Below are 21,051 nucleotides of genomic sequence, written 5' to 3'. Positions count from 1 at the left end.
GATGTAAAAGAGCGGGGACGCGCACGCGACCGTGCGCATTCCACGGTCGCGTCAGAGAGCGAGCTCGACCTGGTATTCGGCCAGCCAGGCGTTCAAGCCGATCGCCAGCTCCATGCCCATTCGGTCGTACATCGGCGACAGGTCGCCGAGCGGCTTGGCCAGGGTGTGGGCGACACGCTGCCGATCAAGCAGCGGCAGTACCGGCGCGGAGGGGTCGGCCAGGATGGCGGCCAGCGATTCGCGTAGGCCGCGCTCGTAGGCAGGGTCCTGGGTCGAGGGGTATGGGCTCTTGACCCGCTCGGCGATGCTGTCGGGCAGCAGGTCGCGGGTGGCGGCACGCAGGATGCTTTTCTCCCGACCATCGAAGGCCTTCATCTCCCAGGGGATGTTGAAGGCGTACTCGACCAGACGGTGGTCGCAGAAAGGCACGCGCACTTCCAGGCCCACGGCCATGCTCATGCGATCCTTGCGGTCGAGCAGCGTCTGCACGAAGCGTGTCAGGTTCACGTAGCTCATCTGGCGCATGCGCCGGTTGGTCGAGTCCTCGCTGGGCAGCACCGGGGTTTCGGCCAGCGCCTGGCTGTAGCTGTCGCGCAGGAAGCTGTCCATCTGCAAGGTGTCCAATAAATCCTGGGCGAACAGGGTCTTGCCGTCGAAGTATTTGCCAGTGACCGAGGTTAGCCACGGATAGGTCTGGGCCGCGATCGCCTCCGGGTCGTGGAACCAGCGATAGCCGCCGAACACCTCGTCGGCCGACTCACCGGACAGCGCCACCGTCGAGTGACGACGGATCTCCTGGAACAGGCGATACAGCGAGGGCCACATGTCGCCCCAAAACGCCGGCGGCAGATCCAGTGCGCGGACGATCTTGGCACGCAGCTCCGGGTCGGCTAGCTCGCGGCTGTCGAGCACGATCTCGCCATGGGTGGAGCCGATGCGTTCCACCAGATCGCGCACAAATGGTGCATCGGGCGTTCCCCGCACGGCGTCGCCGCTGAAGCCACCGCCATGATCCGCGAAGTCCACCGAGAACGAACGGATATTGTCCTTACCGGCGGCCAGCAGTTTCTTAGAGGCCAGGGCAGTGATGATCGAGGAGTCGAGGCCACCGGAAAGCAGGCTGCACAGTGGTACGTCGGCGACGATCTGCCGATCGACGATGTCCTCCAGCAGATCGCGGGTGTGGCGAATGGTCTGTTCCAGCGTGTCGCCATGCTCGCGAGCCTCCAGTGTCCAGTAGCGGTGGCGCGACAGGCCGGTGCGACCCACCCGGATCATTTCGCCGGGCAACACCTCGCGCATGCCGGCGAAGATGGCTTGTCCCGGCGTCTTGACCATCTCCAGGATCTCCCGCAGCCCATCTGCCGCCACCTTGCGTGGCACCAGCGGGTGGGCGAGCAGTGCCTTGGGTTCGGAGCCGAACACCACGCCGTCGTCGGTCTGGAAGTAGTACAGCGGCTTTACGCCCATGCGGTCACGCACCAGCAGCAGTTGCTGTTTGGCACGATCCCAGAGGGCGAACGCATACATGCCGTTGAGCCGCTCGACGAAGGCTGCGCCCCATTCCAGGTAGGCACGCAGGACTACCTCGGTATCGCTTTGCGTCTCGAAGCGGTGGCCGCATGCCTGAAGGTCACAACGCAGCTCGCAGAAGTTGTAGACCTCGCCCGTGTAGCTGATGACCGCGGCAGCACGCTGGCCGCCGTGGTCGGCCACCATCGGCTGGCGGCCACCTTCCAAGTCGATGATCGACAAGCGCCGGTGGCCCAGGCCGATTGGGCCGTCGATCCAGATGCCTTGTGCATCCGGGCCGCGCGGTGCCAGGGTATCGGTCATGCGCTGCAAGGTCTTGCGGTGCGCCTCCATGTCATGGCTGAACGCAAGCCAGCCTGTCATTCCACACATGGTCACTCCTTTCAATGGTTAGTCGGTCTCAGCCGAGGCTTTCGAGGTCTGCGCTCGCGGGGATAAGCAGGCGTGTGCCGCCGCGCACGTAGCGGGCCAGCGGCGGCGATCCAAGCTGCTGGCCGATGCCGTCGAGCAGGTGTTGTAGGTGGATCGCGTCATCGAGGCCGGCAAAGGGTTGACGTGGCGGTGCGTCCAGCGCCGCCACGCGCAGGGCGTCTTCGCACAGCCGCGACAGCTTGAGCAACGTTTCCAGCCCGGCTTCCCCAGGGGCCGTGTGGTATTCGTCCACCACCACCTCCCGGCCGTCACCATCGCGGGTCCAGATGCGCAGTTCGTCGTGATCCCAGGCCGGGGTGTCGTAGACCAGCCGCGCGTGGAAAATCCGGCCTACCGGATCGGAAAACGAGAAGTCCACCGTGCGCTGCCGCTGGATGTTGACGAAGCTGCTGTAGCCTGCCACCACCGCCTCGCCCAGGGTGGCGGTGAGCATCACCGTGTCCGGCACCTTGGAACCGGAGAGGGAAAAGTCCGAACCGATGCCGATCGCCTGCCGCACGCACAGCGTTTCGTCGAGCGCACCAATCCACTGCACCAGGTCCAGAGCGTGAATTACCTCGCTGCTCACGCCGCAGGTGGGCCGGTAGTCGTTCAGCCTATCCTTGCCCCAATGAAAGCTGGCGCGGATCAGCGACCAGCCCTGCTGGGCCACCCGTTCTTTCAAGCGTTGCGAGGCGTACGAATAGCGTTCCACCAGGTCCAGCGCGAAGCCTTGGGTTTGCGCCAGTCCGGTGCAGACGCGCGGCCAATCATCTCCTGGAGCCGCCAGCGGTTTCTCGCAGAGCACGAAGCCATCGAACCCGGCTAGGTCGCGCAAGATGCCCACATGCCCGTGGTCGTTGACGCTGACTACCACCATGTCCGGGCGGAACTCGGCCAACGCCCGGGGGACATCGGAGTAATACGACAGGGTTTCGCCGCTGCGTTCACGGCGTGCCACGTAGGCCATGTCGAGTGGCAGATCCAGCTTGCCGGCAAGATGATGAAACGCGCGACGGTAGCGCTGGCCGGCATAGCCCAGGCCAACAATGAGCAGCTTCATGGTCGACCTCCGACGAAGCTCAGCAGGCCTTCCGGGCTGCGTGCGAAACCGAGCTTGCGGTACAACGCTTCGGCGGCCGGGGTCGTCTCCAGCAGCACCTTAGTCGCACCGTGTCCGGCGAACCATTGCAGCAGCTCGCGCATTAGCCGCTCGGCAATACCCTGGCGCCGGCAGGCGGGCACCACCACCACCGACTGCACCCAGCCGCACCAGCCGGTCAGACCATCCGGTGCGGGTGGGCGTCGGTCTATAAGGCCGGTGGCGCAGGCCACGACCTCACCTGCCTGTTCGGCGACGACGATCCGCACTTGCGCGTCGCCGGGCAGCATCTGGGCCAGCCATTCTTGATAGGCGATCTTCCAGCGTCGGCTTTCATCGGGCGTGCGGCTCACATAGCTCGCCTCGGATGCGCCATCGAGCAAATTGGCACGCAGCGCTACCAGCGCGTCGATGTCCGCCAACGCAGCCGGGCGAACCGTCCAGGCAGTCTTTGGCATATCACGACACCTCCTGTAAGGCGGTGGCTGTTGCTGGTGTCTGCAAGGGAATCTCGAAATGCATAAACACCTCGCGCAATGCTTCGGCAAGTTGGTCGATCTGCGTGTCGCTGTGATTCGGGGTAGCGTTAACCCGAAAGCGTTCGGTGCCGACTGCCACCGAGGGGAAGTTGATTGGCTGCAAGTAAATGCCGTGTACGCGCAGCAGCCTTTCGGCGGCGGCCTTGCATTTACCTGCGTCGCCGATCCGTACCGGCAGCACATGCGTGGTTGAGCACGGCATCACAGGGATGCCAAAGGCATTCAACGCTTGCCGCAGGCGACGGGTCTGCACATGCAGTCGTTCGCGTTCATCTACATGCGCTTTCAGGTGCTCGACGCTGGCCAGGCAACCGGCCGTCACCGCTGGCGGCAGCGACGTGGTGAAGATGAAGCCAGTGGCGAACGAGCGAACTGCGTCGATTAGCCATGATGTACCGGCGATGTAGCCGCCGATCACGCCAATCGCCTTGGCCATCGTGCCCTGGATGATGTCCACTTGATCGGCAACGCCTTCGAGCGCCGCCAGCCCGGCACCGCGCGCGCCATACATGCCCACCGCATGAACTTCGTCCAGATAGGTCAGCGCGTTGTGGCGGTGGGCCAGAGCGACAATCTCGGCGATGGGCGCAACATCGCCGTCCATGGAATACACCGACTCGAAGATCACGATCTTCGGCCGTTCGCGCGGATACTGAGCCAGCAGCGTTTCCAGATGCGACAGGTCGTTATGACGGAAGACCTGGCGCTCACCAGTCGTCGCACGGATGCCGTTGATGATTGACGCATGGTTCATTTCGTCGCTGATGACCACGCAGTCGGGAATCTGCCGCAACAGGCACTGCAGCGACGCATCGTTAGAACTGAAACCCGTTGGAAAGACCAGTGCCGCCTCTTTGGCATGCCAATCGGCCAGGCTGCGCTCTAACTTGTCGTAGAGCCCGTGGCTGCCGCCGATGTTGCGCGAACCACCCGAGCCGGCACCGTAGAGATCAATCGCCTCGTGCATGGCCTTGCGCACGACCGGATGCTGGGACATGCCCAAGTAGTCGTTACTGCACCAGACAACCACCGAACGCTCGTCGTTGCCTTCAAGCTGCGCCAACGGGTACTGGCCGCAGATCCGGTTCAAGGTCACAAAGGTGCGGTATTGCCCGGTCGCCTTCAATCCATTCAGCTTTTCACTCAACAAGCGCTGGTACATGCCCATTTCTCCTTGGTTCCGCTACACCTCAATGGCGATTTCGCAAGCACCCGCTGCGGGCCGTTGCGGCACTGAAACAGTGGGATATACCGATTGTGGGCGCGTCTTTTAACTATTACAATTTAACTATTTATACTGTTACTCAAGGTAATGGCATGAGTATCATTCGCAATATGGAGCGCACCCGCAAGGAACTGTCCGAGTTCCTGCGCAGCCGTCGCGAGCGGCTGAGCCCGATAGACGCAGGCTTACCGGCGGGTGGTCGCCGCCGCACGCCGGGGCTGCGGCGCGAAGAGGTGGCGGCTCTGGCTGGCGTGGGCTTGACCTGGTACACATGGCTGGAGCAAGGGCGCGATATCAGCGTGTCCGCCACCTTCCTGGACAACCTGGCACGCGTGCTCAAACTCGATGCGGCGGAGCGGCGCTACCTGTATTTGCTCACGCAACAACGCCCGCCCGCCGAGCCGGGCAAGACGTGGTGCGTCGTACCGCCAGTGATTCATCGGCTCATGGGCGACCTGATCACACGCCCCGCCTATGTCATCAATCTGCGTTGGGACGTCCTGGCCTGGAACACAGTGGCGGACCGTGTATTTCGCTTTTCCCAACATGCTCCTGAGCGCCGCAACTTGTTGTGGATGTTGTTCGCTGACGAACCGACTCAGGCGCTGTTCGATCCCTGGGATGACCAGGCGCTGCAAATGCTGTCCCACTTTCGCCGTGATTTCGTCAAGGCAACGCAGGAGCCTGATATCTGTGCATTGATTAAGGATTTAGAGAAGGTCTCACCTGACTTCCGAGAATGGTGGCAACGGCAGGACATTCACGGACCTGACCATGGCTGGCGGCGCCTGCATCTCGAAGGGATCGGTCCGGTGGCATTCGACTACACCAAGCTGACGATTGACGAGGATCATCATTTGCGGCTGGTGTACTACGCGGCAATGGAAGATGACGGCGGCACGCGAGGATTCGCGAAGTGGTTAAACCAGGCCGAAGCGACGGAGGCTTGAGATTCGGGCATACGGGCTAACCGATGGCAGGCCCCCCTTGTCGCCCCATCTCCCAGGAAACGCTACCGCCGCGCATCGTCGCTGCAAGCGGCTGTCCCAGCCGCTGCTCGGTCACTGGTTTCCACTTGGCAACGTGGCGGGCTTGTCCAGTAAGACGAAAACAAGGACAGCGAGCAGTGCCCCGGATAGCGGTGCCAGCCAATAGACCCAGTGGTATTCCCAGTGATGGCTGAACAGTGCAGGCCCGAAACTTCGCGCTGGATTCATGCCAGCGCCTGTGATGTGTCCACCGATCAGCGCTCCCAAGAACACCATCGCGCCGATGATTAGTGCATTGGTCGTGCGCAACACGGTCAAAACAAGGAAGAAAGTCAGAATTGCCTCCACCATAAAACCATTCGCCAGACTGACGCCGGTGCTGATTCGGGTAGTGCCTGCTTCAATCCGTTGCCCGAACAGGGCGAACAAAGCGGCCGATGCCAAGCAGGCACCGATAATTTGTGCAATGGTGTAGTAGAGCAGGCATCTATAAGAACATCTGCCGGTAGCGCAGAGCGAAAGCGTCACCACAGGATTGAGGTGGGCGCCGCTTGTTATTGAAATACCGCTGATGATGCAGGTGACGCTGACCCCGAACGCAAGCGCGACGCCGAGGTAACTGACCGCATCGCTTTGCTTGCTTAGTATCGCTGCGCCAGCTCCGATGAAAATCAACGTGAAAACGCCGATCAACTCAGATAGAAAATTTCGCCACTGTGTAGGAAGCATACGGACTCCTCCATGAACTACCGGCCTTGTTCAATGCGGCGCCCCTGTTACGCAGCATTCCTATCTGTTCCGTTTGAAAACACTGAGATCAGGAAGGCGTAATGAACTCTCCTAATCTCACTTCATGCTGCGTACCAAATGGGGGCTTTTAGCATCCGCAACCACTAGGGCCGCACACACCCGCATCGGCCAGCGCCGGCGTAAATTCAATCTGCTGTGCCCCGCACTGGAAAAGCCCATAGTGCCGTCGGCCCTCGCCAATCACATCGAACAAGGTGCGATAGCGACTCTTGCGGATCATGTCGGCGGTGTTGCGGCATACCGATACCGCCCGGCCAGTATCGAAAGCATGGCCGTTATCCAGCACGAATCGGTCAGGAGCTTCTGGAAGGTTGCCCTTGTAGATGGCAACTTGACCATAATCCTCGCAGCGATCTTCCAGATCCATTTTGAACAAGCGCAGAGTGATCGAATACAGCTTCGCCCCGCCGAGCTTGGCTTCGATGGCGGGATTGGCGATGGTTTTCAGCGCTTTGGCGGTGATCCGTACATCAAGGAAACCGGCAGCTCGTGCCAAACGCACGAAGTCCTCGAAATACAGGGCATCGCCGATACATTCACCGACGATGAGCGGGTCGTTTTTCAACTCCGGTGCCAGCCTGCGATCCGCATAAATATCGGCGAAGTAGATTTCCCCGCCCGGTTTGAGCAGTTTTGCCATGCCCGCCAATACATCGGCCTTGGTCATGGATAGGTTGATTACGCAGTTGGAAACGATGACATCAACGCTTTCGGGTGCAATGCCTAGCTTGTCCAGGGCTTCGATCTTGCCCTGTAGGAATTGGACGTTGCTTTTGGCGTAGCCGAATACCTCGCGGTGGTGCTCCACATAATCTTGAGCGAAGGCGATTTGTTCGGCCGTGGCATCTACGCCGATTACCTTGCCTTGCTCACCGACCAGACTGGACAGGACGAAGCAATCGCGCCCGCCGCCGCAACCCAGGTCTAGCACAGTGGCGCCTTCCAGCAGCGGCGGGAACGGCGCCCCGCAACCGTAAAAGCGCATCTGCACATCTTCGTGGATTTGCGCCAGGATGGCCTTGATGGTCTCGGATGGCGGTTCGTCCACTGTGCAGACATTGGTCGCCAAATCTTCCTTGTCAGTCAAGGTGCCGCCGTAGTAATGCTGAACCTCCTCGACGCGCCGTTCCAGGGTATGGGCTTGATTGCTCATGGTCTGCCTTCCTTCCTTTGGGTTAAATGTCAATGGGTCGCCATGCGCCCCAACAAGTCGATGCCAACCGGCTCCTGCGCCTGTAATGGAATCACTGCGAAACGCTTGGCATGCTGGTCTTGCACCTCGGAGATCAATGGCAATTCGCGGTTGGCGCGAGTCACCAGGAAAGGTGATGCCGGTCGAGCGGCGGCCAGGCTGCTATTCACCACCCAGGCCCACGGCTCGATGCCCGCGCGGCGCAGGTCGTCTTGCAGATTGGCCGCTTCCAACACAGGCGTGGTTTCGGCCAGTGTCACGACGATCACCTTGGTCTTTTCGGGGTTCTGCAATTGCGTCATCGGCGTGATGACCTGCTCACCGGGCTTGCCCATCTGCCGTACCATGTCGCGGTGGTAGGCACCCGTGGCATCAAGCAGCAACAGCGTGTGTCCGGTGGGCGCCGTGTCCATGATGACGAAATGCTCATCGGCCTCCTTGACGATGCGTGAGAACGCTTGGAATACAGCGATCTCTTCGGTGCAAGGTGAGCGCAGATCTTCTTCGAGCACCGCCAACCCTTCCGCATCCAAGCCTTTGCCCTGGTTTTCCAGCACAAATTGGCGGTAGTTCTCGGTTTCTACCTTTGGGTCGATACGGCTGACGGACAGGTTTTTCAGGCTGCCATCAAGCGTGTACGACAGATGAGCGGCAGGGTCGGAAGTGGTTAGATGCACCTGATGACCGCGCTGGGCCAAAGCAACAGCAACCGCTGCCGCGACAGTGGTTTTGCCCACACCACCTTTGCCCATCATCATGACCAAGCCATGCCCCTGCGTGCTCAATGCCTCGACCAGCCCTGACAACGCCGGGAAGGTGGTCTCTGTCTGATCGTGCAATGTCTCCAGCGGCCCGTCCGATTGTTCGCCCAGTAACATGCGCAGGGCTTGCACCCCCATCATGTTGAAAGGCTTAAGTGGCAAACGATCCTGCGGCAATGTGGAGAGGTTGGCTGGAAGCTGGGTCAGCGCGTGCTGTTCCCGTTCAAAGATCGTGGTCGCCAGCGGATCGCCCTCAGCGGCCTGTTGGGGAAGAACACCGTTGATGACCAAGTGCTGGCGCGTCAGTCCTATGGCATGCAGTTCATCATGGGTATGGGAGACCTCCTTGAGCGTGGAGGATTGTGCTCGCGCGACCAGTACCAGGCGGGTTTGCGCAGGGTCGGCCAACGCCTTGACCGCATCGGCATACTGACTTTGCTTTTTTTCCAATCCAACCAACGGCCCCAGATTGGCGGCGGCATCGGGATTGTTTTTGAGATAGCCTGACCACGCGCCAGGCAATTCCAGCATGCGGATGGTGTGTCCGGTGGGTGCGGTGTCGAAGACGATATGGTCGAAGTCACTGCGCAAGGCCCGATTCGTCAACAAACCGGTGAACTCGTCGAATGCCGCAATTTCGGTGGTGCAGGAACCGGACAATTGCTCCTCAATGCTTTGAACGATCTCGGCTGGCATCGAATCGCGTACTGGATCAAGGACACGATCCCGATAGGCTTGCGCGGCGGCCATCGGATCAACCTCCAGCGCCGATAGACGCGGCACCTGAACGATGGCGACGATTTGATGGCCTATCGGCTGGTTGAATACCTGGCCGACATTGGAGGCCGGATCGGTACTGACCAGCAGCACTTTTTTTCCTGCATCCGCGAGACGCACGGCGGTGGCGCAGGCCAACGAGGTTTTCCCTACACCGCCCTTGCCGGTGAAGAACAAGAAGGGCGGTGCGTTGTGTAGAAATTTGAACGACATGTGATGTTCCGTAATCTGAGAAGAGGGGTTCTTGCTTGGCGCTCAAGCACGTGCCGTAGGTGTGCAGCAGGACGTTGGAGCAGTGCTGATCGGTGTGACCTCTGCACCGAACCAACGGGCCAGTTCCTCGCGGTTGGGAAGCCGGCCCGTTAACGCCACCACGTCATTGACCAGCGTGACCGGCAGCGACTGCGTTCCCGATACGTCAAGGAACGCCTTGACACGCGGATTGCTGATAAAGCTCTGCGGGTTCTTCAACAGGTTGTGGCGCTTGACCTCGAATCCCTGCTGCTTACACCAATCCATGTCGGCGTTGAAATGCAGTGCGTTTTGGTCGATTACGACGCTGCTGGTGGCACAGCATCCTGCGGGTTCAAAGATTTCAATGGTGGTCATGAAATGCTCCTTTCGTGAGGTGGGTGAGAGCGAAAAATGCGTCGCTACAAACATATACATTGATACTCAATGGATCGTTCATCTATACATAGATGGGCAATGTTATAGCTCAAAAAAAACCATCACTGTTGCCGAGTGATGTGTGCGGCCACCTCCATCCAGGCATCTACTGCCACCGTGAAGGCTTCACGGCCCTTGTCCGTCAGGGTATAAACCTTGCGTCCGCGACCAGCGACCGTTTCAGTATGCGCGGTTACATAACCGCCTTGCTCGAACTCACGCAGAACCGGATAGAGCGTGCCCTCCGTGGGGGCACAGCAGCCTTGGGTTGAGCATTCCACTTCACGGGCGATTTCGTAGCCGTGCATGGGCCGCGCCTTCAAAACACTGAGAATGAAAAACTTGGACAGGCTCATCTTGATGATGCCGTTCCAGTACAAGCGGTCGGTGTAGTCCACCGGCACACGCTCTACGTTTTTTAGGGAAGTCGTCGATTTAGCCATGTGGACGATTCTATACATCGCCCATCAATGTATCAAGCGACTTTTCTACAAAATTGGGTTCTATGCCTAGCTCACCTGCCTTCATTGCTCCCTGCAATATCTTTCAAGATGTTGATTTATATGTGTATTTTCCCTATGAAATTTCACTTCCGCTACGCGGTGGTTGATCTTGGATCAATGCGATAGAGCCGACATGATCCGTAGAAGCCGAGGCCGTGCTCATGTGGCCGGTTTCTTGATCGTTCTTGTGTAAGTACGCGAGCAGGTGCGGCATGATGTGCGCGGCGTCGGCACCAACGCCGCGCAGGGTGGCGGAAGCGAAGTTGCGTTGCCTTGGAAAGCCCACGAAGTAGAGGCCGGGGGTGGCCTGCGCGATGCCGTTCTGCTGTGCCAGGCGGTTGTCGGCACTAACGGCACCCAACTCCTGGAGGTAGGTGGCATTCGGGCGAAAGCCCGTGGCGAACAGCAGCACGTCCACCTGTTCTTCGGTGCCATCCGGCCAGACCACGCCGTGCGCGGTGATGCGGGTGAACATTTCCTGGCGCTGTACCCGTCCGGTCTTTATCGCGTGGCTGTATCTCCCGCTGTCGAGTACCGGGGTGCTTTGGTCGTTCAACCAGCGTGTTTGCTCCAGGCCAGTCCACTTCATCCAGAAATGGAAGTCCAGGCCGAGGATGCGTTGGGGAAAGAAACGTATCGGCTGCAAGGTAGCCAGCTTCACGCGGGCGACCCCGGCAAGTTCCGTAGCGATTTGTACGGCGGAGTTCGCACCGCCAACCACGACGATGCTGCTTCCCAAGAAGTCCTTGGAGTTCAGATACTCGGCACTGTGCAGTATTCGCCCGCGAAACCGCTCTTGCCCTTCGATAGCGGGAACATAGGGCATGCCGAACGCACCGGATGCCGCGATCAGCGTTCTGGCGTGGTAGCGTTGGCCGCTTGCCGTCACCGCCTCAAATCCATCGCCATTGCGGACGACGTTCACCACCTTCTCTCCGGTGCGAACCGGCAGCCGGAATCTCCGCGCATAGTCGTCCAGATAGGCCACAACTTCATCGCGATGTGGGTAACGCCCTTGCGGCCCCGGAAACGGCAGACCGGGCAACGCGGAGTAGCCGGCGGGCGAGAACAGTTCCAGGCTATCGTAGTAGCTGCGCCATGCGCCACCGGAGCGGTCGGAGGCTTCCAGAATCAGGAAGTCGATCTGCCGTTGCGCGAGGTGCCAACCCATGGCCAAGCCAGCTTGGCCGCCACCGATGACAAGGGTCTGCAAAGTCTTCATGGCCTCAATCTCTCATAATTATATATGCGCATATATGCACATAATGGGTACAAAAACGGAACTGGAGATCATTTGCTTTCGGCCCCGTTCGCAGGACAGCAATAGGGTGCGAGCCGGCCAACTTCACGAAGAATCACCTCGAACTTGCGCATGATCGCCGGCCCGTCCACCTCGTAGATGCGATGGCGCCCGGCACGCTCCATGCGCACGATTCCAGCTTCCAACAGCAGTTGCAGATGCCGAGAAATCACCGAACGCTCTTGGGGCAGCCTCTCCGCGATCTGCCCCACGTCCGCGCGGCCAAGCAGCATTAGTTGCCGTAGAACAGCGACCCGTGAGGTTTCCTGCAACGCCTTGAACAGCGGATCATCCAGCACAGCCACGGCCGAATTGATGGCTTGGGCACGCAGTGATTCTTGGGTCGGGATGTTCATGCTCTGCCGGGGTCGTCGAGATCAGATAGCGACCATTATATGTGCATGTGTGTGCATATATGATGAATGCCGCCTTTTAGCCGACGGACGGGCCGCGCTGGCGGCCTAGTTCCCAAGAGGCGTGTCCGCCGCTGACTGTAGCGGCCAAGGATCGACCCAGCCGCTGCTCGATGACGGGCTTCCACGGCACCAGGCTGAACCCCATGCCGTCATCGAGCATTGCGTAACGCCCACTGGCGAGCATCACGCTGCGCCGATAGATGCCGACCACGCGCTGGCCGTCCGTGACGGGCCGATGTTCCAGGCCGGTTTCTGCGGCAATGCTTTTGGCGGCCTGCGCCAGTTCGCGGTTGCGCAGCGTGCCCAGCAGGTTGCGGGCGAGGATGACGCGCTGTCCGCGCCGCTCTGCCAGCCCCTGTTCGGCAAGGAAGTCGGCACGCTGCTGCATTGCCTGCTTGACCTCGCTGCCAAAGCCCAGCTCGCCCAGGCCCGAGCCGCCGCCGATCAATTGCTGGTCGAGCCAGGTGGCCCCGATCACGCGGGCCTGCCGCTCAATGGGCAGGTGCGATTTCAGCTCCACGGCCACGCCGCCCAGGCGTTGCGCGTCGTAGCGGCGGCCCTGCTCGGGCAGGTCGTCTGGCACCTTCCATAGCCCTTCGGCCACGCGCTCCACGATGCCGACCCGGCGCAGGGCTTCCAGTCGGCGGACGTGGGCCGCGACGACTTCCTGCGGGTCGCGCCCAGCCTTGGCCCGGCCTCGTTCGATCGCCAAGTGATGATCTGTGCGGTACAGGCCACCGCTCGCCAGCCCAGCGACGTTCTTGTCGGCCGCCCGCACCTCGGCGGAACCACGCACTTCCACCACCGCACCGGCGGGATAGTTCGCCAGCTCGTCGCGGGCGTTCAAGGCGACGTAGTGGGCCTTGCCGTCCACACCGTCGATGACCAGATAGCCGCGGTCGTGTAGCTCGTCGGCCAGCCCCTTGGCGGCGACGCGACCGATGACAGTACGGCCATCCTCGCCCGGCTCGAACACTGCCAGCTCGCGCGGTCGCCCGCTCATGGCACGCTGCATGGTGCGGATGATGTCGCCGCGCTCGCCCAGGGCACGCAAGGTCTTCTCGGCGTCCGCATGAACGGCCCAGGTGCCGGGCTGCATCTCGTCGGCCAGACCCAGGCGTTGCAAGCGTTGCAGGCGACCGATCAGCAGCAGGCGCTGGCGTTGCAGCCGGGGTTCGTTGAAGCGTTCGATCTGCACCCGGCCATCCTCGCCAGCCTCACGCTGCAACGTGCGGTCGAGGCTCGTCCACCGCTCTTGCTCCACCTCGCGCTGCAAGGTCTGCTGGATCTCCAGTTCGGTGCGCGGCCCCAGCCATTCCGTCGCCAACTCGGCGGCGCGATGGCGGAAGCCGTGGGCGATGTAGTCGCCCGAGATGATGAGGTCTTTGCCGGTGTCGTCGCATCCGCGCACGATCAGGTGCATGTGCGGGTTGTCGGTGTTCCAGTGATCCACCGCCACCCAATCCAGCCGCGTCCCCAGGTCGGCTTCCATGCGGTTCATTAGGTGCCGGGTGTAGGTGCGCAGGTCGTCCAGCTCGGCCCCGTCCTCCGGGGAGAGGATGAAGCGGAAATGGTGCCGGTCGGCGGCGGCCCGCTCCTTGAAAGCGTCGAGGTCGGCCTCGTCGGTCTGCGGCCCGTAGGCCCGGCCCGGTTCGCCATCGCGGCCGGCGCCGTCGCGCTCGATGTAGCGCAGATGCTTGGCGAGCGATTGCGGGCTGGCATTGCGTTGATTGACCAGCAGGGTCTTGATCGTCACGCGCCGAGACATGGGCGTCAGCTTCGCCCCAGCGAAACGCGCCGCCGTATGGCCGCGTCCCAGGCGCGAGCCGGGCCGCTGGCCTGCGTGCTGGCCCTGGCCGCCGGACGCGGCGGAATGGCGCATCGAGGACTTGCCGCCGCTGGCCTTGCCAGCCTGCTTGAGCACCTTGGAAACGAAGCTCTGGCCCCGGCCCTTGCCCCGGTTCTTCGGGGCGCTGGGGCGCACGCGGAAATCGTCATCGCGGCGGTCGGTCATGGCCGCGTTCCTTGCAAGCTCTGGCGTGTCCGGTCGTGCGAAGCACGCAGACATGCCCGCATCGGCGCGGGCTTCGCGCCACAAGCGGCACGGCGGCAAAGGCGCTCCGTGCCGCGCCACCCCCACGTGCAGACTGGCTTTCGACGCGGCCCGGTGCCGCGTCCTTTTGTCTTGCCTTCCGCCTTTGCCCTTCGCTGTCGCTCCGGGCGTCGGCGGCCCGGCGGCGCTGCGCTGCTTGCAACCCGCCCGCCGGCGAACGCGCCAATGGCCGCAGGCCGGGCGCGTTCGAGGCAAGACGCCTGCACGTTGGACGGCTGCGCCGGATGTTGCGCGAGGCGCGGCGCGGATGCGCCCGCGCTGCACGCGCGATGACACGGCGGCAGCCACCGGAACGACATGCCCGATGGCACGATGAGATGCACGGCAACGTGCAGCGAATCGGCGGCCATCATGGGCGTGTTTCCAGCCAGACCGGATACGCGACGCCGATCACGGCGGATGCGCTGACCGGCCCGAAATAGCGGCTGTCGAACGACGCTGGATTGGTCACGCTCAACAGGAACAGCTCGCCCGATTCGAGGCGGCGGCAAAGCTGCAGGGATGGCAGCGGCCGGCCCAGCCGGTCGGCAGGCAGCGCGGCGGCCGCAGGCACGCCGTCGATGCGTACCTGCCCGGCGACGATGCAAACGTGTTGCGGCGCGACCGCGCCCACACGTTTGAGCAGCGGAACGCGGGTCGGCAGGTAGCCGCGCTGCGCAGCCAGCATGGCGGCCCTGTCGGGCAGCGGCACCAGCACGATGCTGTCCACGGACAACGGACGTGGCAGCGAGGCGGTGCGCGGGTCGAACGGTTCGATGCGATACCAGCCGACCGCCACGCTGTCGGACGGGTTGTAGGTCAGACGCGGCAGCGGCGACACGAAAGCCGCCCAGGCCAGCGCAGCGAGGCCGACGGCGGCGAAGCCCGCCAGCACGATGCGAACGCGCAGGCGCGAGCGAGGTTGCGGCGCGACTTCGTGCGTGCATGGGGTGTTGGATTGGGTCGTCATGGCAGCGCCCTTCCGGCCAGCCAGGCGGCGTGCCGCTCGGCGATGTATTCGGGCAGCGCCAGGCGGGCCGCCAGACGGTTGCCCAGCGTGCGCCAGTACGCTGGCGACACGTCGATGGCGGCGATGCCTTGCCCTTCGATGCCGTCGATGCGTTCCAGCACGGCACGCACCGCGTTTTCGCCTTCGGCGTGCAGCAGCAGGCGTGCGCCGGGCCGCACGCCAGGGATGCGCTGCATGTCGTCCAGCGGTGTGGCGGCTTGCATCACCATGAGCTGCCAGCGGATCGTGCCGTAGTCGTTTGCTTCCCAGCGCACGCGGCAGAATATTGCACGCGGCAGGAACACCGCGCAGCGCCGCCAGCGGTCGAGCCGCAGCGTGCGTGCCGGTTCGCCGAAACGCAGGTAGAGCTTGAAGTGCGGTTCGATGTAGGCGAGCGATACGCGCGTCAGCGGCACGTTGCCAGCCTGGCCGGCGAGCGTCGAAAGCGAAGGCGGCGGCGCAGCAGCCGGTGCAGCCGTCGCCGCATGAGCGGCAGGCAAGGCGGATGCGTTCATGGAAGGTTCTCCGGGCGCTTGTCGGGGAACTCCCGTTCCAGCAGGCCGCGCAGCAGTTCGGCCACGGTCACGCCCTGGCCGAAGGCGGCGATCTTGATGCGTGCACGTAGCGCGGGCGTCACGTCGAGCGTCAGGCGGGCCGTATAAAGGTCGCCCTTGTTGAGCGCATCGGCATCGCCCTGGCGAATCCACGCCTCGGCGTGCGGATTCGCGGGCGGACGTGCGCCGATGCCGACGCGCTTGCTGCGCGGGCTGCTCATGTCGGCCACCGCAGCAGTTCATCGGTGAGGACGGCGATCTCGCGGGCAGCGGCGCTGTCGGGCGCCGTCTCGCGGGCGAGCCGGCCAGCGGCCACGCTGTCGGCGAAGACGATGCGCTGGCGCACTTCGCTGCGCAGCGCCGGCAGCGGCTGTTCGGCCAGCGATTGCCGCGCTTCCCTGCCGATGATGGTGGTGCTGACGCGCCGGTTGATGACGAAGGCCGCGTGCAGCGCAGGCCGGAACACCTGCGCTTCGCGGATCAGCGCCACCATCTCGGCGCTGGCCCACAGGTCATACGGACTGGGCTGCACGGGAATCAGCACGCGCTCGGCCGCCAGCAGCGCGGAACGCGCCAATGCGGCGATGCGCGGCGGGCCGTCGATGATGACGTGATCGGCGCGGCGGGCCAGCTCCGGCGCTTCCTGATGCAGCGTCTCGCGGGCGAGGCCCACGGTGCTGAACAGCCGGGGCAAGCCCTGCTGGCTTCTGCGCTGCGTCCAGTCCAGTGAGGAACCCTGCGGGTCGGCATCCAGCAGGATGACGTGCAGACCGCGCATCGCCAGTTCGCCCGCGATGTGCGTGGCGAGCGTGGTCTTGCCGACGCCGCCTTTCTGATTGAGAAGCGCGAAGATCATGACGCGGCCTCCCATGCTGGAAAGCCGGGATTCACCTGCCCTGCAAAACGCTGTTCGCTGTGCCGTTTGGCGGTTGTCCACCGAAACGGTGCGCTTCTACTAAAAGTTAGAGATTTATAGTTAGGTAAGTTAGAGAGGCCGAAAACCCGCACCGTTACTGGCTTTGCGGCGTTTTCGTACTCCTGATAGCACGATAGGCGTACTCCCGATAGCACGATAACGGGTACTCCTGATAGCACGAGGCCGTCCACAGCTTTTCCCGCAGTTATCCCCGTGCCGTATGCAGCACGGGCCGGAAGGTCAGTAGTTCGGTGTTGTCGTCCGGCATGCGCTCGATGCCGAGGACGTAGCCGGGTAACGACTGCCGTGCCACCAGCACGCGCAGGTCGTAGGCGAAGTCCGAGAAGCGAGCCGCGCTGCCGGATTTGCGGTGCAGATGCCGGAAGTCGAATTGCCAGCCGTGTTCCTGCCGCCCGCCGTGCTTGCGTACCAAGCGGTACAGCCAGCGTTCGATGCCGCCCTTCAAGCAGAAATAAGCCGGGTCGATGGTCAGCACCAGGGCGGCGTCGAGCACGCCGGCATAGAACCAGTCCGGCAGGATCAGCTCGATGCCCAGCGGCGTGCCGCTGGCATCGGCCAGTTCGCGCCATTCGTTGATCCACGAAAAGCGATGCAAGCGCCTGCCCGTGGTTTCTCGGATGGACGTGGCCACACTGGTCGATTGCAGCCGGTCGAGCGCCGCTTTCAGGCGCAGGTAGTCGTTGAGGGATGTGCCGCGCCCGATGAAGCGCAGGATCTCGTAGGGCGTGGCGTGTATCCGGCGCGACGGGCGAATGCCCGCGTCGCGTGCCTCCACGATCTGCGAGGCCGCCCAAATCAAAACGTCGGCATCCCATATCGTGGCGATGCCGTGCTCGGCCGTGCCTTCCACGCGGATGGTGATGTTCCCGCTGCGGAAGTCGATCGGCGCGATGCGCCGCGACTTCGCCAGCGAGAAGAATGGAAAGGCCATCAAGTCCTGGCTGTCGCGTGGCGCCATGTCGCCCGGCAGCGCGCGGAACAGGTCGAGCTGTTCGCACTGCGGCAAGGCTTGCCCTGGAGGGCCGGACATGGCGAAGGCCACCCACGCGCCGACGATCAGCGGCCATCACGGTAGTCACCCGCGTGGCGTTCGGCGTATTCCGGGTCGGATGTAGCCTCGTAGCTGCGCTGGTCGGCCCAGGCATTGAGGTCGCTTACTGCGTACATGACGCGGCGACCGAACTTGCGGAACTTCGGGCCACCGCCGATCACGCGCTGCTTCTCCAGCGTGCGAGGACTGAGGCGCAGATACTCGGCGGCTTCGTCGTTGGTCAGGTAGCGTTGGGGCTGCGAGGGCGCAGCGACAGTAGCGGCGGCAGGCCGCAAGGGAGAGGGTCGCATGGGGTGTACCTCTATCAAGCCCGGCCACACCACGCGGCCGGATAGAGGCACTTTCAAGAAAGCAAGGCTTCTTGCTAAGGGACGATTTGCAGGGGGCGCGAAACGTCCCCCCTCCTAATGCGACGGGAACGGCGGAAGCTGTGCCAGGCGGCGGTAGCCGCCGCGCATCAGCGCATCGCCCCGGCGCACCAGGCGCCGCACGCGGGCACGCAAGGCGCTGTCTTTGTGCCAATCGGCCGCGACGGCATCAACGCCGAACAGCCCCTCGGCAACCTCGCGCAAAGACGCGCCCGCCAGGGTCGCGTCTAGTGCCTGCAAGGTGTGCAGTTCCAGCACTGCGGCGTGCGTGGGCCGCGAGCGGGTCGCCGCCGCAGGCGCGGCCCCGGTTGCAGTGGACAACGCATCCAGCCCAGCCGCCAGTGCGCGATAGCGTGCGCAAGGCGTAGTGCAGCCTCGGATGGCGTAGAGGTAGGCCATTCCGTCGGCCATGCTCGGCGTGAGCGCGAGCCGCACGCAGCAGCCAGGCCATTGCGTCGTCAGCACCAGGCGCTTGCCATCATGGATCAGGTGCTTGCGTCCTGGGACGTTCCAGAACTCGAAGGCATCGGCATCCGGCGGCGGGTCGTCGTCCGGGTAGAGCTGGATCACGCCATCGTGATCGGGGAACCACGCCGGATGCGCGTCGCGTGCATCCAGGGCGGGATCTTCCAGCAGGCGCAAGCCCCAACGATGCGCCGTATCTGGTCGGCGGCGACGGTGCAGCCAGTCGTGCCGGTAGTCAGGGTTTCGGCGCAGGTACTCCCAAGCCAGCGCGGGGCCGCCCTGGTGCAGAACGTAGAGATAAGCCGCTGTCGGATACCAGTGTTCGACGCTGCGATCAGTCATGACGGAACCTCCCTGTGCTTGGGGTGCGTCGCCTGGATTCCGTCGTGCGGGAGCTATCGAATCACCATCAGGTTGTCATCGAAATCGGGGTAAGCTGTAACTACTGGTGTCAAGACAGATTCGCTCCGGGGCATTGCTGAAATCGTCTGAATGCGACGGCTGCGCCGCCACGAAAATGGTGCGCAGCATGGCGCACGGTGCAGCAGCCCGCGCCAAGGATCATGACTGTTTGCGTCAGAAGCGCACCGCTTCGGTGCAAGGATGTGGATTCAGACCTGCCCGGTCTTGGGTAAGACCGAAATAGTCACGATGCGCCCGTTTGACCCGGCTGCGCTGGCTTGCATCAATCCATGATCGAGCCGTTTTCCTGCGCCAGCCGCACGTATTCCGATAGTTGCCGCGCAGGTTGAAAGTAACTGTCGCGCATCACGGGCCGCTTGCACGGCCCGACGATGACAGCCAGATCGGACAGCTTCACCGTTCCCAAGGCGGGCATCCCGATCCCGAGGTCGATCAGGCCGTAGGCCGTATCGCCATCGGTAGGATCGAGCGCGGCCAGCAACCAGGTCGCGTGCGCGTCCGGGGTGAATAGCCGCACCACGGGCATCGGGTCGATGCTCCGGCCGGCGGCGCGCGCCTCGCCAACGGCGAGCAGTTGTGCGTGCTGTTCGGCAGTGATGAGCGGTTGGGTCATGGTTGGCATTCCCACGAATCCGACGATGCAAGGAGAAGCCTTCCTGCCAAAACACGGAAGCGGCGAAATGGATGCGTGCTTTCGTGCGGAAGCACGAAGGCGTAAGCCGTCGAATCCGTACAGGCACGGAAGCGCAGAAGCGGAATTGTGCAGGCCATGAAAGACACGGATGTGGCTCCACGGGTTTGAGGAAATCCGCATATGCGGATTTCCGTAAAAGCACGAAAGCGTGCCTCTCAGTCATAAATGAACACTATAGATTGTAGCCCTATAGGGCGCAATGGACTGTCATCTTGGTTTTTATGGGGAAACCAAGTTGGTGACAGCGAAACACTCATTGGCGACGGCGATACGGACAGTCAGGAAGGCGCGGGGCTTGAGCCAGGAAGCGTTTTCGGACGTGTCTAGCCGCACCTACATGAGTTCGCTGGAGCGCGACTTGAAAAGCCCGACCCTGCACAAGCTGACCGAGCTGTGCGAGGTCATGGAGGTGCATCCGCTCACGCTGCTGACGCTGGCCTATGCCGGCGACAGCACGGATAAGACCGATGAGCTGCTGGCGCGGGTACGCCAGGAGCTTGAGGCGGTGTTGAAAGAGCGCAGCACGCCGTAGCGCGCGTCGGCGTGTAAGACTGGATTCCGCAAGCGGAGCGCGTAGCGCCGCAGGCGCGAAGGCGTGAGGGATTGAAGCCGCATGGCCGTGACGGCTTGCCGGCACGGGGCGCAGCCCGAAAGCCCGGCGGTGCTAGCAGCGCCGACACGCCATCTTGGATTTGCCTCCACGGGCATTGAACCTGCTGAATATGACTGCGGCAATACCGGAACCAGAAACGATCGGGCGCGAGCTGACGGTTTCCCGCTGCCGCGTGTTCGGTGCTGCGATAAGCAACGCTGCACCCCGCCGCAATGGGCGGGGTGCTTGGGGTAGCCGTCAGGCCGCTTGCGGCCTGCTGCGTGACCAGATCAGATCGTGCGTGCCGTTCTCGCCTTCGATCAGGCGGGCATAGACCGGCGCCGGGAACGAAGGATCGTCGAGGGTCACGGACTTGTATTCCCGCCCGGCTTCGCTGGTCTTGTTCCACGCCGCGCCGATGTCGTGGCCGGCGGCCTGGAGGCGGAAGTCGGGGGCGTTCTCGCTGCTGCCCTTGTCGTTGGGAACCAGCTTGACCTTGATGTTGAGCGTCAGGGTGCGAAGCGTGCCGGTGAAGCCGTCTTTGTCTGCGGTGAAGGTGCCGATGTTGGCCATAATGATTTCTCCTTTCGGTTGAACAAGGTTCGCGCTCATCGCGTCCTTGTTGTGATCCGGCCGGCG

General features: G+C 62.7%; 23 protein-coding genes. 2 read left to right on the top strand and 21 right to left on the bottom strand.

Annotated elements, in window-relative coordinates; genetic code table 11:
* Positions 1 to 51: 51 nt before the first annotated feature.
* The 4 genes from asnB to hemA are packed head-to-tail and all read right to left on the bottom strand — an operon-like array spanning position 52 to position 4,747.
* Entirely contained in the window at positions 52 to 1,896 is a 1,845-nt protein-coding gene (gene asnB / locus ACFO3A_RS09335; RefSeq protein ID WP_230686224.1) for an asparagine synthase (glutamine-hydrolyzing), read from the bottom strand.
* Positions 1,897 to 1,933: 37 nt separating this feature from the next.
* On the bottom strand, positions 1,934 to 3,007 hold the full coding sequence (locus ACFO3A_RS09330; RefSeq protein WP_023094624.1) for a Gfo/Idh/MocA family oxidoreductase: 1,074 nt from the start codon (positions 3,005 to 3,007) through the stop codon (positions 1,934 to 1,936).
* The gene (locus tag ACFO3A_RS09325) at positions 3,004 to 3,504 is read right to left on the bottom strand and encodes a GNAT family N-acetyltransferase (RefSeq protein WP_023094623.1); all 501 of its coding nucleotides are present in this window, start codon (positions 3,502 to 3,504) and stop codon (positions 3,004 to 3,006) included. Before ACFO3A_RS09325 ends, ACFO3A_RS09330 begins: the two co-directional genes overlap by 4 nt.
* Position 3,505: 1 nt before the next feature.
* Positions 3,506 to 4,747: a 5-aminolevulinate synthase gene (hemA, locus tag ACFO3A_RS09320; protein ID WP_023112213.1), complete on the bottom strand. Its 1,242-nt coding sequence runs from the start codon at positions 4,745 to 4,747 to the stop codon at positions 3,506 to 3,508.
* A 155-nt stretch (positions 4,748 to 4,902) separates the two neighbouring features.
* Here hemA and ACFO3A_RS09315 point away from each other — a divergent pair, with 155 nt between their 5' ends.
* A complete protein-coding gene (locus ACFO3A_RS09315) occupies positions 4,903 to 5,760 on the top strand; it encodes a helix-turn-helix transcriptional regulator (RefSeq protein ID WP_023094621.1) in 858 nt (285 codons plus the stop codon).
* Positions 5,761 to 5,871: 111 nt separating this feature from the next.
* Here the strand turns inward: ACFO3A_RS09315 and ACFO3A_RS09305 are convergent, their stop codons facing one another.
* From ACFO3A_RS09305 to ACFO3A_RS09230, 16 genes are all read right to left on the bottom strand, one after another.
* Positions 5,872 to 6,528, bottom strand: coding sequence for an MIP/aquaporin family protein (locus ACFO3A_RS09305; protein WP_023094620.1), 657 nt, complete (start codon positions 6,526 to 6,528; stop codon positions 5,872 to 5,874).
* Positions 6,529 to 6,676: 148 nt separating this feature from the next.
* Positions 6,677 to 7,762, bottom strand: a complete 1,086-nt coding sequence (locus ACFO3A_RS09300; protein ID WP_023094618.1) for a methyltransferase domain-containing protein — start codon at positions 7,760 to 7,762, stop codon at positions 6,677 to 6,679.
* A gap of 29 nt (positions 7,763 to 7,791) precedes the next feature.
* Positions 7,792 to 9,552, bottom strand: coding sequence for an arsenical pump-driving ATPase (gene arsA, locus ACFO3A_RS09295; protein WP_023094617.1), 1,761 nt, complete (start codon positions 9,550 to 9,552; stop codon positions 7,792 to 7,794).
* A gap of 42 nt (positions 9,553 to 9,594) precedes the next feature.
* On the bottom strand, positions 9,595 to 9,948 hold the full coding sequence (gene arsD / locus ACFO3A_RS09290) for an arsenite efflux transporter metallochaperone ArsD (RefSeq protein WP_023094616.1): 354 nt from the start codon (positions 9,946 to 9,948) through the stop codon (positions 9,595 to 9,597).
* Between the two features lie 122 nt (positions 9,949 to 10,070).
* Positions 10,071 to 10,451, bottom strand: a complete 381-nt coding sequence (locus tag ACFO3A_RS09285) for a PadR family transcriptional regulator (RefSeq protein WP_023112219.1) — start codon at positions 10,449 to 10,451, stop codon at positions 10,071 to 10,073.
* 133 nt (positions 10,452 to 10,584) lie between these two features.
* The gene (locus ACFO3A_RS09280) at positions 10,585 to 11,733 is read right to left on the bottom strand and encodes a flavin-containing monooxygenase (protein WP_023094614.1); all 1,149 of its coding nucleotides are present in this window, start codon (positions 11,731 to 11,733) and stop codon (positions 10,585 to 10,587) included.
* Positions 11,734 to 11,801: 68 nt separating this feature from the next.
* Positions 11,802 to 12,167 (bottom strand): ArsR/SmtB family transcription factor, encoded by a 366-nt coding sequence (locus ACFO3A_RS09275; protein WP_023094613.1) that lies wholly within the window; start codon positions 12,165 to 12,167, stop codon positions 11,802 to 11,804.
* Between the two features lie 76 nt (positions 12,168 to 12,243).
* Complete coding sequence (locus tag ACFO3A_RS09270) at positions 12,244 to 14,241, bottom strand: relaxase/mobilization nuclease domain-containing protein (protein WP_377725843.1); 1,998 nt, start codon at positions 14,239 to 14,241, stop codon at positions 12,244 to 12,246.
* Between the two features lie 448 nt (positions 14,242 to 14,689).
* Positions 14,690 to 15,289, bottom strand: coding sequence for a S26 family signal peptidase (locus ACFO3A_RS09265; protein ID WP_023112221.1), 600 nt, complete (start codon positions 15,287 to 15,289; stop codon positions 14,690 to 14,692).
* Positions 15,286 to 15,843 (bottom strand): DUF2840 domain-containing protein, encoded by a 558-nt coding sequence (locus tag ACFO3A_RS09260; RefSeq protein WP_023094610.1) that lies wholly within the window; start codon positions 15,841 to 15,843, stop codon positions 15,286 to 15,288. The genes ACFO3A_RS09265 and ACFO3A_RS09260 overlap by 4 nt, the downstream gene beginning before the upstream one ends.
* The gene (locus ACFO3A_RS09255) at positions 15,840 to 16,103 is read right to left on the bottom strand and encodes a hypothetical protein (RefSeq protein ID WP_023094609.1); all 264 of its coding nucleotides are present in this window, start codon (positions 16,101 to 16,103) and stop codon (positions 15,840 to 15,842) included. Before ACFO3A_RS09255 ends, ACFO3A_RS09260 begins: the two co-directional genes overlap by 4 nt.
* Complete coding sequence (parA, locus tag ACFO3A_RS09250; RefSeq protein WP_021204048.1) at positions 16,100 to 16,738, bottom strand: ParA family partition ATPase; 639 nt, start codon at positions 16,736 to 16,738, stop codon at positions 16,100 to 16,102. The genes ACFO3A_RS09255 and parA overlap by 4 nt, the downstream gene beginning before the upstream one ends.
* A 265-nt stretch (positions 16,739 to 17,003) precedes the next feature.
* Positions 17,004 to 17,849 (bottom strand): replication initiator protein A, encoded by an 846-nt coding sequence (locus ACFO3A_RS09245; protein WP_031638372.1) that lies wholly within the window; start codon positions 17,847 to 17,849, stop codon positions 17,004 to 17,006.
* 26 nt (positions 17,850 to 17,875) lie between these two features.
* Positions 17,876 to 18,160, bottom strand: a complete 285-nt coding sequence (locus ACFO3A_RS09240; protein ID WP_015476700.1) for a helix-turn-helix transcriptional regulator — start codon at positions 18,158 to 18,160, stop codon at positions 17,876 to 17,878.
* A gap of 114 nt (positions 18,161 to 18,274) precedes the next feature.
* The gene (locus tag ACFO3A_RS09235; RefSeq protein ID WP_023083110.1) at positions 18,275 to 19,045 is read right to left on the bottom strand and encodes a DUF2285 domain-containing protein; all 771 of its coding nucleotides are present in this window, start codon (positions 19,043 to 19,045) and stop codon (positions 18,275 to 18,277) included.
* Between the two features lie 343 nt (positions 19,046 to 19,388).
* Positions 19,389 to 19,739 carry a DUF2958 domain-containing protein gene (locus ACFO3A_RS09230; protein ID WP_023094607.1) on the bottom strand — a complete coding sequence of 117 codons (351 nt, stop codon included), beginning with the start codon at positions 19,737 to 19,739 and terminating at the stop codon, positions 19,389 to 19,391.
* Between the two features lie 319 nt (positions 19,740 to 20,058).
* Here ACFO3A_RS09230 and ACFO3A_RS09225 point away from each other — a divergent pair, with 319 nt between their 5' ends.
* Positions 20,059 to 20,352 carry a helix-turn-helix domain-containing protein gene (locus ACFO3A_RS09225; protein ID WP_071533935.1) on the top strand — a complete coding sequence of 98 codons (294 nt, stop codon included), beginning with the start codon at positions 20,059 to 20,061 and terminating at the stop codon, positions 20,350 to 20,352.
* Positions 20,353 to 20,670: 318 nt separating this feature from the next.
* On the opposite strand, the gene ACFO3A_RS09220 is transcribed toward ACFO3A_RS09225, so the two are convergent.
* Positions 20,671 to 20,985 (bottom strand): DUF736 domain-containing protein, encoded by a 315-nt coding sequence (locus tag ACFO3A_RS09220; RefSeq protein ID WP_023094606.1) that lies wholly within the window; start codon positions 20,983 to 20,985, stop codon positions 20,671 to 20,673.
* Between the last annotated feature and the right edge of the window lie 66 nt (positions 20,986 to 21,051).

It is taken from the genome of Comamonas nitrativorans, from assembly GCF_042654765.1.
Taxonomy (GTDB): Bacteria; Pseudomonadota; Gammaproteobacteria; order Burkholderiales; family Burkholderiaceae_C; genus Comamonas; species Comamonas nitrativorans.
The sequence above is the reverse complement of the archived record's forward strand: the minus strand, read 5'-3'. Positions and strand labels throughout refer to the sequence as shown.

Bases quoted from the DNA above. Each gene is read 5' to 3' on its own strand.
- asnB (WP_230686224.1), bottom strand. From the start codon at position 1,896: ATGACAGGCTGGCTTGCGTTCAGCCATGACATGGAGGCGCACCGCAAG.
- ACFO3A_RS09330 (WP_023094624.1), bottom strand. From the start codon at position 3,007: ATGAAGCTGCTCATTGTTGGCCTGGGCTATGCCGGCCAGCGCTACCGT.
- ACFO3A_RS09325 (WP_023094623.1), bottom strand. From the start codon at position 3,504: ATGCCAAAGACTGCCTGGACGGTTCGCCCGGCTGCGTTGGCGGACATC.
- hemA (WP_023112213.1), bottom strand. From the start codon at position 4,747: ATGTACCAGCGCTTGTTGAGTGAAAAGCTGAATGGATTGAAGGCGACC.
- ACFO3A_RS09315 (WP_023094621.1), top strand. From the start codon at position 4,903: ATGAGTATCATTCGCAATATGGAGCGCACCCGCAAGGAACTGTCCGAG.
- ACFO3A_RS09305 (WP_023094620.1), bottom strand. From the start codon at position 6,528: ATGCTTCCTACACAGTGGCGAAATTTTCTATCTGAGTTGATCGGCGTT.
- ACFO3A_RS09300 (WP_023094618.1), bottom strand. From the start codon at position 7,762: ATGAGCAATCAAGCCCATACCCTGGAACGGCGCGTCGAGGAGGTTCAG.
- arsA (WP_023094617.1), bottom strand. From the start codon at position 9,552: ATGTCGTTCAAATTTCTACACAACGCACCGCCCTTCTTGTTCTTCACC.
- arsD (WP_023094616.1), bottom strand. From the start codon at position 9,948: ATGACCACCATTGAAATCTTTGAACCCGCAGGATGCTGTGCCACCAGC.
- ACFO3A_RS09285 (WP_023112219.1), bottom strand. From the start codon at position 10,451: ATGGCTAAATCGACGACTTCCCTAAAAAACGTAGAGCGTGTGCCGGTG.
- ACFO3A_RS09280 (WP_023094614.1), bottom strand. From the start codon at position 11,733: ATGAAGACTTTGCAGACCCTTGTCATCGGTGGCGGCCAAGCTGGCTTG.
- ACFO3A_RS09275 (WP_023094613.1), bottom strand. From the start codon at position 12,167: ATGAACATCCCGACCCAAGAATCACTGCGTGCCCAAGCCATCAATTCG.
- ACFO3A_RS09270 (WP_377725843.1), bottom strand. From the start codon at position 14,241: ATGACCGACCGCCGCGATGACGATTTCCGCGTGCGCCCCAGCGCCCCG.
- ACFO3A_RS09265 (WP_023112221.1), bottom strand. From the start codon at position 15,289: ATGACGACCCAATCCAACACCCCATGCACGCACGAAGTCGCGCCGCAA.
- ACFO3A_RS09260 (WP_023094610.1), bottom strand. From the start codon at position 15,843: ATGAACGCATCCGCCTTGCCTGCCGCTCATGCGGCGACGGCTGCACCG.
- ACFO3A_RS09255 (WP_023094609.1), bottom strand. From the start codon at position 16,103: ATGAGCAGCCCGCGCAGCAAGCGCGTCGGCATCGGCGCACGTCCGCCC.
- parA (WP_021204048.1), bottom strand. From the start codon at position 16,738: ATGATCTTCGCGCTTCTCAATCAGAAAGGCGGCGTCGGCAAGACCACG.
- ACFO3A_RS09245 (WP_031638372.1), bottom strand. From the start codon at position 17,849: ATGTCCGGCCCTCCAGGGCAAGCCTTGCCGCAGTGCGAACAGCTCGAC.
- ACFO3A_RS09240 (WP_015476700.1), bottom strand. From the start codon at position 18,160: ATGCGACCCTCTCCCTTGCGGCCTGCCGCCGCTACTGTCGCTGCGCCC.
- ACFO3A_RS09235 (WP_023083110.1), bottom strand. From the start codon at position 19,045: ATGACTGATCGCAGCGTCGAACACTGGTATCCGACAGCGGCTTATCTC.
- ACFO3A_RS09230 (WP_023094607.1), bottom strand. From the start codon at position 19,739: ATGACCCAACCGCTCATCACTGCCGAACAGCACGCACAACTGCTCGCC.
- ACFO3A_RS09220 (WP_023094606.1), bottom strand. From the start codon at position 20,985: ATGGCCAACATCGGCACCTTCACCGCAGACAAAGACGGCTTCACCGGC.